The organism is Amycolatopsis sp. NPDC049253 (genome assembly GCF_040678995.1).
GTDB lineage: Bacteria > Actinomycetota > Actinomycetes > Mycobacteriales > Pseudonocardiaceae > Amycolatopsis.
Window position 1 is genome coordinate 274,119 of record NZ_JBFAQX010000003.1, and the last position, 12,526, is coordinate 286,644.

General features: G+C 71.0%; 10 protein-coding genes. 4 read left to right on the forward strand and 6 right to left on the reverse strand.

What is annotated here, in order from left to right:
* The 3 genes from AB0K15_RS08850 to AB0K15_RS08860 are packed head-to-tail and all read left to right on the forward strand — an operon-like array spanning position 1 to position 3,840.
* Positions 1 to 2,049 (forward strand): APC family permease, encoded by a 2,049-nt coding sequence (locus AB0K15_RS08850; RefSeq protein ID WP_364047375.1) that lies wholly within the window; start codon positions 1 to 3, stop codon positions 2,047 to 2,049.
* The gene (locus AB0K15_RS08855) at positions 2,046 to 3,236 is read left to right on the forward strand and encodes a class I SAM-dependent RNA methyltransferase (protein WP_364047377.1); all 1,191 of its coding nucleotides are present in this window, start codon (positions 2,046 to 2,048) and stop codon (positions 3,234 to 3,236) included. Before AB0K15_RS08850 ends, AB0K15_RS08855 begins: the two co-directional genes overlap by 4 nt.
* Positions 3,237 to 3,267: 31 nt before the next feature.
* Entirely contained in the window at positions 3,268 to 3,840 is a 573-nt protein-coding gene (locus tag AB0K15_RS08860; RefSeq protein WP_364047379.1) for a TIGR03086 family metal-binding protein, read from the forward strand.
* On the opposite strand, the gene AB0K15_RS08865 is transcribed toward AB0K15_RS08860, so the two are convergent.
* From AB0K15_RS08865 to AB0K15_RS08885, 5 genes are all read right to left on the reverse strand, one after another.
* On the reverse strand, positions 3,830 to 4,840 hold the full coding sequence (locus tag AB0K15_RS08865; RefSeq protein ID WP_364047381.1) for an ABC transporter substrate-binding protein: 1,011 nt from the start codon (positions 4,838 to 4,840) through the stop codon (positions 3,830 to 3,832). The two genes, AB0K15_RS08860 and AB0K15_RS08865, sit on opposite strands and share 11 nt — an antisense overlap.
* 42 nt (positions 4,841 to 4,882) lie before the next feature.
* Positions 4,883 to 5,320 (reverse strand): hypothetical protein, encoded by a 438-nt coding sequence (locus AB0K15_RS08870; protein WP_364047383.1) that lies wholly within the window; start codon positions 5,318 to 5,320, stop codon positions 4,883 to 4,885.
* Positions 5,321 to 5,436: 116 nt separating this feature from the next.
* Positions 5,437 to 6,984, reverse strand: a complete 1,548-nt coding sequence (locus AB0K15_RS08875) for a GMC family oxidoreductase N-terminal domain-containing protein (RefSeq protein WP_364047385.1) — start codon at positions 6,982 to 6,984, stop codon at positions 5,437 to 5,439.
* Complete coding sequence (locus AB0K15_RS08880; protein WP_364047387.1) at positions 6,981 to 8,543, reverse strand: amino acid permease; 1,563 nt, start codon at positions 8,541 to 8,543, stop codon at positions 6,981 to 6,983. Before AB0K15_RS08880 ends, AB0K15_RS08875 begins: the two co-directional genes overlap by 4 nt.
* Positions 8,544 to 8,610: 67 nt before the next feature.
* On the reverse strand, positions 8,611 to 10,080 hold the full coding sequence (locus tag AB0K15_RS08885; RefSeq protein ID WP_364047389.1) for an aldehyde dehydrogenase family protein: 1,470 nt from the start codon (positions 10,078 to 10,080) through the stop codon (positions 8,611 to 8,613).
* A 209-nt stretch (positions 10,081 to 10,289) separates the two neighbouring features.
* On the opposite strand from AB0K15_RS08885, the gene dxs reads away from it, so the two are divergent.
* A complete protein-coding gene (dxs, locus tag AB0K15_RS08890; protein ID WP_364047391.1) occupies positions 10,290 to 12,209 on the forward strand; it encodes a 1-deoxy-D-xylulose-5-phosphate synthase in 1,920 nt (639 codons plus the stop codon).
* A gap of 121 nt (positions 12,210 to 12,330) precedes the next feature.
* Here dxs and AB0K15_RS08895 read toward each other — a convergent pair whose 3' ends face one another.
* Positions 12,331 to 12,522 carry a hypothetical protein gene (locus AB0K15_RS08895; protein ID WP_364047393.1) on the reverse strand — a complete coding sequence of 64 codons (192 nt, stop codon included), beginning with the start codon at positions 12,520 to 12,522 and terminating at the stop codon, positions 12,331 to 12,333.
* Positions 12,523 to 12,526 lie beyond the last annotated feature (4 nt).

A 12,526-nucleotide genomic window follows, 5' to 3' on the forward strand; every position in this document is an offset into this window, starting at 1 on the left:
GTGTCGAAGTTCCCGACCGTGCTGAAGCGCCTGGTGCTCGGACGTCCGTTCCGCAGTGACAGCCTCGGCCACACGCTCCTGCCCAAGCGCATCGCGCTGCCGATCTTCGCGTCGGACGCGCTCTCCAGCGTCGCGTACGCGCCGGAGGAGATCTTCCTGACCCTGAGCTTCGCCGGGCTGTCGGCGTACGCGTTCGCGCCGTGGATCGGGGTGGCCGTGGCGCTGGTCATGCTGACGGTCGTGGCGTCGTACCGGCAGAACGTGCACGCCTACCCGAGCGGTGGCGGTGACTACGAGGTCGCCACGACCAACCTGGGCGGCAAGTTCGGCCTCACGGTGGCCAGCGCGCTGCTCGTGGACTATGTGCTCACCGTCGCGGTGTCCACTTCGTCCGGTGTGGCCAACATCGGCTCGGCGATCCCGTGGGTCGCCGACCACAAGGTGATCACGTCCGTGGTGATCGTCGCGGTGCTGAGCGCGCTGAACCTGCGCGGGGTGCGGGAATCGGGCAAAGCCTTCGCGATCCCCACATACGGCTTCATTGTCGGCATTCTCGTCATGGTCGTGTGGGGCCTGATCGAGGCGGCGACGGGCACCCAGATGCGTGCGGAGAGCGCCGGGTTCACGTTGCACTCCGAGGGCACCTGGACCGGGTTCGCGTTCGTGTTCCTGATCCTGCGGTCGTTCTCCTCCGGTGCCGCGGCGCTGACCGGCGTCGAGGCGATCAGCAACGGCGTGCCGGCCTTCCGCAAGCCGAAGTCGAAGAACGCGGCGACCACGCTGCTGCTCATGGGCGTGCTCGCGGTGACGATGCTCATCGGCATCATCACGCTCGCCGTGATCACAAAGGTGAACTTCGCCGACAACCCGGCCGAGCAGTTGCAGGGCGCGCCCGCGGGGTACCAGCAGAAGACCATCGTGGCGCAGATCGCGCAGGCGGTGTTCGCGGACTTCCCGCCGGCGTTCTACTACATCTCCTTTTCCACCGGCATCATCCTGCTGCTGGCGGCCAACACGGCGTTCAACGGTTTCCCGGTGCTCGGCTCGATCCTCGCGCAGGACCGGTACCTGCCGCGGCAGCTGCACACGCGCGGCGACCGGCTGGCGTTCTCCAACGGCATCCTGTTCCTCGCGATCTTCGCGCTGGTGCTGATCATCGCGTTCGACGCGGAGGTCACGCGCCTCATCCAGCTCTACATCGTGGGCGTGTTCGTGTCGTTCACGGTGAGCCAGGCGGGCATGATCCGGCACTGGAACCGATTGCTGGCCAAGGAAACCGACGGCGCGGTGCGGCGGCGGATGCGGCGCTCGCAGACGGTGAACGCGATCGGCCTGACGATGACCGGCACCGTGCTGGTCATCGTGCTGATCACCAAGTTCCTGCTCGGCGCGTGGATCGCGATCGCGGCGATGGTGGCGATCTTCGTGCTGATGACGGCGATCCGGAAGCACTACGACCGCGTCGCCGAGGAACTCAAGGAGCTCGACGACACCCCGACCGTGCTGCCCTCGCGCAACCACGCGATCGTGCTCGTGTCCAAACTGCACCGCCCGACCCTGCGTGCGCTGGCCTACGCCAAGGCGATGCGGCCCGACGTGCTCGAGGCCGTGACGGTGAACGTCGACGACGCCGACACCCGCCGGCTCACCGCCGAGTGGGATGCGCACAAGTTCAAGGTGCCGCTGAAGGTCGTCGAGTCGCCCTACCGTGAAATCACGAAGCCGGTGCTGGACTACGTGAAGCGTGTGCGCGGCGACAACCCGCGCAACGTGGTCACCGTGTTCATCCCGGAGTACGTGGTGGGCCACTGGTGGGAGCAGGTGCTGCACAACCAGAGTGCGTTGCGGCTCAAGGGAAGGCTGCTGTTCCAGTCGGGTGTCATCGTCGCGAGCGTACCGTGGCAGCTGGAGTCTTCGGCGAAAGCGGCCGAGCGCGAACGCCGGGCCCGACCCGCGGCCGGCGACGTGCGACGTGGGTTCGCGGCGAGCGCCGGTGGTGCCGCGAAGCCCGTGGAAACCCCCAAACCGGCCAAGGAAACTGCTGAATGACGGAGAACTGGCTCGGCCGCGTGCTCGAGCTCGAGATCGGCCCGGTCGCCCACGGCGGCCACTGCGTGTCGCGTGTGGACGGACGGGTGGTGTTCGTGCGCCACGGGTTGCCGGGCGAGCGCGTGCGCGCCGAGGTGACCGAGGACAAGGGCGGTTCGTTCTGCCGGGCGGACGCGGTGGAGGTGCTCGACGCTTCGGAGCACCGCGTCACGCCGCCGTGCCCGCTGGCCGCCCCGGGCGGTTGCGGTGGCTGCGACTGGCAGCACGCCGACCCGGAGTACCAGCGCGTCTTGAAGGCGGCCGTGGTCGCCGAGCAGCTGGAACGCCTGGCGGGCATCACGCGTGACGTCGTGGTGGAGCCGCTCGACGGCGGCCCGCTCGGCTGGCGCAGCCGCGTGCGGCTCGTGGCCGGGCGGGACGGCCGCGCCGGGCTGCGCGCGCACCACAGCCACCGCGTCGTCGCGCTCGACGACTGCCCGATCGCGGTGCCGGGCACGCTCGACGTCGCGCTGGCCAAGCGCTGGCGCCCGGGCACCGAGCTGGAGACGACCACCGACGGCGACGGGCACACGCACCTGCGCGAGCTCTCCACCGTCCACGGCCGCACGAAGTCGCGCCAGCTGTCCGGGGGCCTCGCCGTGCAGCACGCCGCCGGCCGCGACTGGCGGCTCGACGCCCACGGCTTCTGGCAGGTGCATCCCTTCGCGGCGGAGACGTTCGCGCAGCTCGTGCGCGAGTGGGCCGAGGCTCCACGCGGTGGGGTCGCCTGGGACCTCTACGCCGGCGTGGGCCTGTTCGCGTCGGTGCTGGCCGAGCAGGTCGGGCCGGACGGGCACGTGCTCGCCGTGGAGTCCGGCCGGCAGGCGGTGACGGACGGCGAGCGCAACCTCGCGGACCTGCCGCAGGTGTCGTGGCGCGAGGGTCGGGTCGAACTCGCGCTGGCGGACGCGCCTAAGCCCGTCGACGTGGTCGTGCTCGACCCGCCGCGCAAGGGCGCGGGGCGCGCGGTGGTGGACGCGATCGCGGCGGGTTCGCCCGACCGGATCGTGTACGTCGCCTGCGACCCCGCGGCGCTCGCACGCGACCTGGCGACCTTCGCCGACCACGGGTATTCGCTCACGGACCTGCGGGCGTTCGACGCCTTCCCGATGACCCACCACGTGGAGTGCGTCGCGCTGCTGCAGTAATTTTGTCGGTGGCACAGGTCACACTGGCGGCATGGCTCTGCTCGACGACTTCGACCGCGCCGCGGCGGCGGTCCAGGCGGTGGTTTCTTCGGTGCGCGACGACCAGTGGGCGCTGCCCACGGCCTGTGCGGAGTGGGACGTTCGCGCGGTGGTCAACCACCTAGCGCACGGCAATGCGCGGGTGGCGGAATGGGCCGGGGCGGGCCCGGCGGCGCCACCGGGCGACTACCTCGGCGCCGATCCGCCCGGCGCGTTCACGGCTTCGGTGGCGCGGGCGCGCTCGGTCCTGGCCGAGCCCGGCCTGGCGACGCGCCTGGTGACCACCCCGCTCGGCGACGTGCCCGGCTCCCTGCTGGTCCACCTGCGGCTCAACGAGTACCTCGCGCACGGCTGGGACATCGCCGACGCCACGGGCCAGCCGACGGACCTCGTGCCCGACCTGGCCGAGCAGGCGCTCGAATCCTGGCGAACGCGGTTCGGCGACCAGGCCCGGCCACCCGGCGGCCCCTTCGCGCCGGAGCAACCGGCTCCCCCGGACGCGAGCGTCGCCGATCGGCTGGCGGCTTTCCTGGGGCGGACTCCGGTGCGCGTGCTCAGGCCTTGATCGCGCCCGCGATCTTGGGCACGACCTCGGTCAGGCCGTAGGGCACGCTCAGCGCCGAGGGGAACGCCAGGGCGATCGCCGTGGTGATGTCGAGTGCGACGTACGAGCCGCGGCGCACGGCGGGGAGCTGCTGGAACAGCGGCAGCGCCTCGGTCTGCGCGCGGCTGCCCGGGGTGGTGTAGGTGAGCACGAGGACGTCGGCGTCGATGAGGTCCAGGCGTTCCGGGCTGATCTGCGAGCGGCCCGGGATCGAGGTCTGGGGCAGCGACGTCACCTTCGGCGAGAGCACCAGGCCCAGCTGCGCGAAGAACAGGGCGGACGCGTCCTGGGCGCTGCTGATCGTAGTGATCGTGCCGTCGCCGGTGACCGGGCCGATGGTGAACGTGCGCCCGGCGAAGCTCGGGTTGGCGTCCTTCGCGGCCTTGATCCGGGCCTCGACGTCGGTCACGAGCTTCTCGGCCTCGGGGGAGCGGCCCAGTGCGGTGGCGACGCGGCGCGTGGTGACCTGCCAGGTGTCCTTGTTGTACCCGGAGGCGGACGACCGCGTCGGGGCGATCGCGCTGAGCGTCTTGTAGTCCTGGGCCAGCGTGGACCGGTCGGCGCCGAGGATGAGGTCCGGCGTGAACGCGGCGATGCGCTCGTACGGCAGCTGCGTGTCGGCGAACAGCTCCGGCGGGTGGGCGCCCGCCTTGACCTTGAGCCACGGCGACATCCCGCCCGGGAGGAACTTGCCCAGGTCAGGGGTGATGAGGGGCACGACGCCGAGCGCGACGGCCGCGTCGGAGTCGCGGTACTGGCCCACCGACACCACGCGCCGCGGCGGCCGGGGGATCGTCGTGGTGCCTTCGCCGCCCTTCACGTCGACCGGGAAGCCTGGTGCGGCCGGACCGCTCGCGGCCGGGGTCTCCCCGGCGCTGGAACAAGCCGCCAGGGTCAGCCCGGCGGACACCCCCACCGCGGCTTTGAGCACACCGCGCCGCCCCACCAGGCCAGAAGTCATGCCGGGGATATTAGGTAAGCATTGCCTATTCTTGCAACGGCGTCAGCGCCTCTTGAGCGCGAAACCGGCCGCGAGCCCCGTCACGGTCAGCAGCGCGCCGACGCCGAGCAACAGCCAAGAGCCCAGCGCCGGCCCGATGCCCGCGGCCGGGAACTCGTCCGCGTACGCGGGCAGTGTCCGCAGGAGGTAGCGCACGGCGATCCCGGCGATGACGAGCCCGGGCAGCATCGCGAACGCCAGCGGCTCGTCGCTGTGGCGCTTGAGCGTGACCCACGCGAGCGCGAAGGCGGCCGCGAGCGCCACCGCGCAGACGATCCTCAGCGCCAGGCTCAGCTCGGGGCCGAGGTCGTCGGCGGGCAGCTTGCCGGGCAGGGAGTGGGCCGTCGGCAGGACGAGGGCCACCCCGCCCGCCACGGCCGTGCCGGCCACCAGCACCGCCCGCGTCCCGCGCAGCGACCCACCGCTCACGAACACCTCCACCAGGCCAGGGGACCCGAGTGTACGGGCGCCGTGACCGGTTCCACTGCCTCCGGACGGACGCTTGTGGACGGTGCCCGCTCACCGGAAACCCGGCTCGCGTGGTGATCTCCGCCGCCTCAGGCGTAATCCTTCTTGATCAGGTCCGCGCACTTCTCGCCGATGGCCATCGTGGTGATGCACGGGTTCACGGTCACCAGGAACGGCATTACCGACGCGTCCGCCACCCGCAAGCCCTCGACACCGCGAACGCGCAGGCGGGTGTCGAGCACGGCGTCCGGGTCGCCGTCCGGGCCCATCCGGGCGGTGCACGCGGGGTGGTAGACGGTGTTGTGGGTCTTGCGCAGGTAGTCGGCTATCTCGTCGTCGCTCACGCAGTCACGGCCCGGTGAGAGCTCGATACCGGCCCACTCGTCGAGCGCCGGCTGCGCGGCGATCTCGCGGGCCAGCTTCACGCCGTGGGTCATCACGCGCATGTCGTGCTCGTCGGTGAAGTACCGCGGGTCCACGCGGGGCTTGTCGCGGAAGTCGCGCGTGCGCAGGCGGACGGTGCCGCGCGAGCGGCTGCGCGTGACGTTCGGCGTGAGGCAGAAGCCGTTTTCCGTGGTCGGGTAGCCGTGGCGCAGCGTGTTCAGGTCGAAGGGCACCGAACCGTAGTGGAACATCAGGTCCGGCCGGTCCAGACCTTCTTCGGTGCACGTGAAGATGCCGATCTCCCACCACTGCGTGGACTCGGTGACCATCGGCTGCAGCGCGTCCCACTGGACCAGGCCCTCGGGGTGGTCCTCCAGGTTCGAGCCGACGCCGGGGGAGTCCACGAGCACGTCCACGCCCACCTCGCGCAGGTGCCCGGCGGGCCCGATGCCCGAGAGCATCAGCAGCTTCGGCGTGTCGATGGCGCCGGAGCTCACGATCACCTCGCGCCGCGCCGTCACGGTCGTGTGGTGGATCAGGTCGGGGTGCTGCAGCTCGACGCCGGTGCAGCGGCGGCCGTCGAACAGCAGCCGCTTGGCCCGCGCGCCGGTGCGCACCTCCAGGTTCTTGCGCGTGTCCAGGATCGGGTGCAGGTACGACACCGAGGCCGAGGAGCGCACGCCGTCCTCGCGCGCGTTGATCTGGAACCAGTTCGCGCCATGGGTCACCGTCTTGCCGGAGTTGAACTCCGTGGTCGGGATGCCCGCCTGCTCGCACGCCGCGAGCATCGCGACACCCGCGGGATCGCGCGGCGGCACGGACCGGATCGTGACGGGTCCGGAGCGGCCGTGGTGCTCGCCGGGGCCGTCGTTGGTCTCGAGTCGTCGGTACAGCGGGAAGATGTCGGCGGCCGACCAGCCCGGCAGGCCGAGGGAAGCCCACTCGTCGAGGTCTTCGGCCGGCGCCCAGAACGCGATGCACGAGTTGTGCGACGAACACCCGCCGAGCACCCGCGCGCGAGCCTGGCGAAGGTAGGAGTTGCCGGCTTCCTGGGGCTCCACCAGGTAGTCCCAGTCGTAACCGGATTCCAGCAGCGCCATCCAGTTCGTCAGCTCCAGCACGGCGGGGTCGTCCACATCGGACGGTCCGGCTTCCAGCAGGCAGACGGTGACGTCCGGGTCCTCCGAAAGTCTCGCCGCCACCACCGAACCCGCCGTGCCGCCGCCGACCACCACGTAGTCGAACTCGTTCACCGGGACTCCTCCTTTTCGGACTGCTCCGCCGACGGCACCGAGGCGTGGCCCGCCAGCACCCCGATGCGGTGGCGTTGCACGAACCAGTAGTAGGCGAACCCGCCGGCCGCGAACACGCCGACGAACAGCACCGAGCTCCAGCGCAGGTACCAGTGGAACGGCGGGGACGCGTTGTAGATCTCCGTGCGCGGCCACGCGAGGTTCACGGTCATGCCGATGCCCCACAGCACCGCGAGCACGTTCACCGGCAGGCCCCAGCGCCCGAGCGAGAACCGCCCGGGCGGGCAGTCCTTGCGCGGCCAGCCGCCGCGCACGCGCTTGATCAGCATCGGGACCGTGACCAGCAGGTAGGCCAGGTAGATCAGGATGATCGCGAGGCTCGTGATCGCCGAGAAGATCTGCGACGAGTTGATGTTCACCAGCAGCAGCGCGATCGCGATCACGCCGATCACGATCGCGGGCAGCACCGGCGTGCCGGTCTTCTTGCTCACCCGCGCGAGCCGCGACCCGCCGGGCAGCGCGTTGTCGCGGGCCATCGCGAACGCGATCCGGATCGCCGCCGTGTGCACCGCCAGCACGCACACCGTGATCGCGATGAACACCACGAACAGGAAGATCCGCCCGATCGCCGGCCCGAGCGCGTCGGTCAGCACGAACTGCAGGCCGACCGTGCCGAGCTCCGGCGCGTGAATGTTGCCGACGGCCATCAGCGCGAACAGGATGATCAGCCCGCCGAGCAGGAACGACGCGACGAGCGCGCGCATGATCGCCTTCGGCGCGTTGCGGTGCGGGTCCACCGACTCCTCGCCGAGCGAGGCCGCCGTGTCGAACCCGTACATCACGTACGACGACGCGATGGCCGCGATGAGGAACGCGCCGAGGTAGCCGCCCGCGTGCCCGGCGCCGGTGCCGTTCGTCTGCGTGACCACGCCGGGGCCGCGCACGAAGTGGAACGCCAGGAACACCACCAGCAGCACCGCGAACAGCAGCTCGATGAACACGCCCGCGCTGTTGATGCGGGCCATCAGCTTCACGCCGAACGCGTTGACCAGCGTGGTGAACACGATCAGGCAGGTGGCCAGCAGCACGCCGTTGGCCGCGTCGCTGGTGCCCGACCCGTCGCCGATGAACTGGAAGAACGAGGTGATCTGCGGCAGCGTGCGCTGGTAGGCCAGCGCCGTCGCGGAGATGGACACGATCGAGGCCAGCAGCATCATCCAGCCCGCCAGCCACGCCACGTGCCCGTTGCCGAGCTTCTTCGCCCAGTTGTAGACCGACCCGGCCACCGGGTACTGCGCGGCCAGCTCCGCGAAGCTCAGCGCCACCGTGAGCTGGCCGGCGAACACCATCGGCCACGACCACCAGTATGCCGGGCCGCCTTCGGAAAGGCCCAGGTAGGAGAGCTGGAACACGCCCGTGAGCACCGAGATGTAGCTGATGCCGGCGGCGAACGTGTGGAAGCTGCCCAGCGTTCTCTTGAGCTGGTTGGTGTAGCCGAACTCGCCGAGTTCTCGGTCGCTGGTGTCCGCGTTGCCACGGCCGCCGGTGTCGGTGCTCACGGGCACTGGTCCTTTCGGTGGTTCTCGATCGGACTAGGGCTTGAGGCGCTTGTTCAGCGCACGGGTGTCAGCCGGCGAACCACTTCTGCGGGCCGGGACGCAGGTTCTGGTAGATGTGCTTGGCCTCCGTGTACTCGGCCAGGCCCGTCGGGCCCAGCTCGCGGCCGAAGCCGGACTGCTTGTAGCCGCCCCACTCCGCCTGCGGCAGGTACGGGTGGTAGTCGTTGATCCAGACCGTGCCGTGGCGCAAGCGGTTCGCCACGCGCTGCGCCTTCGCCGCGTCGTTGGTGAACACGCCGCCGGCCAGCCCGTAGTGGGTGTCGTTGGCGATGCGCACGGCGTCGTCCTCGTCGGTGAAGGTCTCGACGGTGAGGACCGGTCCGAACGACTCCTCGACCACGGCGTGGCTGCCTTGTGCGACGTTGTCGAGGATCGTCGGCAGGTAGTAGAAACCGTTCTGCAGCTCGGGGTCGTCGGGCCGTTTGCCGCCGGTGCGCAGCACCGCGCCCTCTGCCAGGGCCGTGGCGATGTAGCGCTCGACCTTTTCACGGTGGGCGGCCGAGATCAGCGGTCCCGTCTCGGCGTGCTCGTCGAAGGGGCCGCCGAGGCGGATCCGCTCGGCGCGGCGCACCAGCTCGTCGACGAACTCGTCGTGCCACTCGCGCTGGACGATCAGGCGCGCGCCCGCGGAGCAGACCTGGCCGGAGTGCAGGAACACGGCCGTGAGGGCGTAGTCCACGGCGGTCTCGAAGTCGGCGTCGGCGAACACCACGTTGGGGTTCTTGCCGCCGAGCTCCAGGGCCACCTTTTTCACCGTCGCGGCGGCGTTGGCGGCGATCACGCGGCCGGTGGCGAGACCGCCGGTGAACGAGACCAGGTCCACGTCCGGGTGTTCCGAAAGCGGTGCGCCGGCTTCCGGGCCGGCGCCGAGCACCAGGTTGGCGACGCCACCGGGCAGGCCGGCCTCGGTGAGCAGCTTCATGAGCAGGATCGACGTGTGGGGCGTCAGCTCGCTCGGCTTGAGCACGAACGTGTTGCCCGCGGCCAACGCGGGCGCGACCTTCCAGATGGTCTGGAGCAGCGGATAGTTCCACGGCGTGATGAGCCCGCACACGCCCACCGGTTCGTGCACGATCCGGCTGAACGAGTCGGCGCTGCCGGTGTCGACCACGCGGCCCGCGTCGTTGGCCGCGAGCTTGCCGAAGTACCGCAGGCAGGCGGCGATGTCGGCCATGTCGTAACGGCTCTCGACCAGGCGTTTGCCGGTGTCGAGCGACTCGGCGCGGGCGAAGGTCTCGGCGTCGCGGTCGAGCAGGTCGGCCGCGCGCAGCAGCAGGTCGCCGCGGTGAGCGGCAGGCGTCGAGGGCCACGGGCCGGTGTCGAACGCGCGCCGGGCGGCGGCGATCGCGGCCTCGGTGTCCTCGCGCGTGGCCTCGGCCACCTCGGCGACGAGCGACCCGTCGGCGGGGCACCGGATTTCGCGCCGGCCACCCGCCTTCGCGTCCACCCATTCGCCGCCGATGTACAAGTCCGCCATGAGGTCCTCTCGATCTTGGTCCGGTTCGGATTATCGAGGCCACTCGCGGTAGCCGCGACTTGGCCGAAGACTCCATGTTCACACCCGACCGTGGAGTTGCGCGGGGGGTCGGCGTGTGATCCGGGACGCGGGCGGCGCGGCGGTGGTGGCGCGGATCCGTAGACTGGCCCGAACTGGCGGGAGCGAAGGGAACCAGGCGAGGTGGAGCTGTGACGATGCTGGACTCCGTGCACGGACCGGCGGACCTGAAGCGCATGAGCGTCGAGGACCTCGACGAGCTGGCCGCCGAGATCAGGGATTTCCTCGTCGAGAAGGTGCGGCGGTCCGGGGGTCACCTGGGCCCCAACCTGGGTGTCGTGGAGCTGACGCTCGCGCTGCACCGGGTGTTCGACTCGCCACGCGACGCGATCGTGTGGGACGTCGGTCACCAGGCGTACGTGCACAAGATCGTGACGGGCCGGCACACCGAGTTCGACAAGCTGCGCCAGCTCGGCGGTCCGACCGGGTACCCGTCGCGCGCCGAGAGCGAGCACGACCTGGTGGAGAACAGCCACGCGTCCACCGCGCTGTCCTATGTGGACGGCCTGGCGAAGGCGTTCGAACTGTCCGGCGGTGCCCCGCGCCACGCCGTGGCGGTGGTCGGCGACGGCGCGCTGACCGGCGGCATGTGCTGGGAGGCGCTCAACAACATCGCGGCGAACCGGGACCGCCCGGTCGTGATCGTGATCAACGACAACGGCCGCTCCTACTCGCCGACCATCGGCGGGCTCGCCGACCACCTCGCGGCGCTGCGGCTGCAGCCCGGCTACGAGCGCCTGCTCGACGGCGGGCGCGAGATCCTGCGCAACACCCCCGTGGTGGGCAAGCCGATCTACGCCGCGCTGCACGCCGCGAAGGCCGGCATCAAGGACGCGCTGAGCCCGCAGGTGATGTTCTCCGACCTGGGCCTGAAGTACCTGGGCCCCGTCGACGGCCACGACCTGGTGGCGCTGGAGAAGGCGTTGCAGAGCGCCCACGCGTTCGGCGGCGCGGTGATCGTGCACGTGGTCACCGAGAAGGGCCACGGTTACGCGCCCGCGGTGAACCACCAGGCCGACCAGATGCACCAGACCGACCCGATCGACCCGGAGACCGGCCTGCCGCCGGTGAAGGGCCCGAGCTGGACCGGCGTGTTCGGCGACGAGCTGGCGAAGATCGGCGCCGAGCGCGAGGACGTGGTGGCGATCACCGCGGCGATGCTGCGCTCCACCGGCCTGGAGAAGTTCTCCGAGAAGTTCCCGGACCGCTGGTTCGACGTCGGCATCGCCGAGCAGCACGCCGTGACGTCGGCGGCGGGGCTGGCGATGGGCGGCTATCACCCGGTGGTGGCGGTCTACTCCACGTTCCTCAACCGCGCGTTCGACCAGGTCCTGATGGACGTGGCGCTGCACCGCCAGCCGGTGACGTTCGTGCTCGACCGCGCCGGCATCACCGGCCCCGACGGCCCCAGTCACCACGGCATGTGGGACCTGTCGCTGCTCGGCATGGTGCCCGGCATGCGCGTGGCCGCGCCCCGCGACCCGGGCACGCTGCGCGAGGAGCTGCGTGAGGCCGTCGCCGTCGCCGACGGACCCACCGCGCTGCGCTTCTCCAAAGGCACCGTCGGCGCCGACCTGCCCGCCGTGGAGCGCCTCGGCACGGTCGACGTGCTGCGCCGCCCGCGTGAGTCCTGCACCCCGGACGTGCTGCTCGTCGCCGTCGGCTCGTTCGGCAAGCTGGGCCTCGCGGCCGCCGACCGCCTGGCCGACCAGGGCATCGGCGTCACGGTCGTCGACCCGCGCTGGGTCGTCCCCGTCCCGGCCGAACTGGTCGCCCTCGCGGAGCAGCACAAGCTCGTGGTGACGGTCGAGGACAGCGGCCGCCACGGCGGCTTCGGCTCCGCCCTGGCCGCCGTCCTCCGCGACGCCGACTGCGACGTCCCGCTGCGCGACCTGGCCGTACCGCAGAGCTTCCACGACCACGGCTCGCGCGACGAGGTGCTGGACCGCGTCGGCCTCACCGCCCAGGACGTGGCGCGCCGCATCACGGAATGGGCGTCGGGCCGGTTGGGCGTGGCGCAGGATGTTCCGGCGGAGAATCCGCGGGGCTGAGTTTTCGGTCGTACGACAGCGGCGGGTCCCTTTGCGGAGGACCCGCCGTTCTCGTGCGCGGGGTCAAACCACCGCGACAGCCGCCACCTCATCTGTGACCGGGCCGAAAACCTCCCGCGGCTCAGGAAACACCTTCACCAACCCCGGATGAGCCACCGCAGCCGCGGAGCGTCACCACCAGGCTGAGGTCCACACCACCCGCCGCCCCGGCGAACGGGCCCGTGATCATCGGGGTGTCGGCGAACAGCAGACCCAGCGTCGTGGCCGGCGTGCTGCGCCGCCAGGTGCGGAAGGCGCGGGCCGCGGCGGTCATCGCT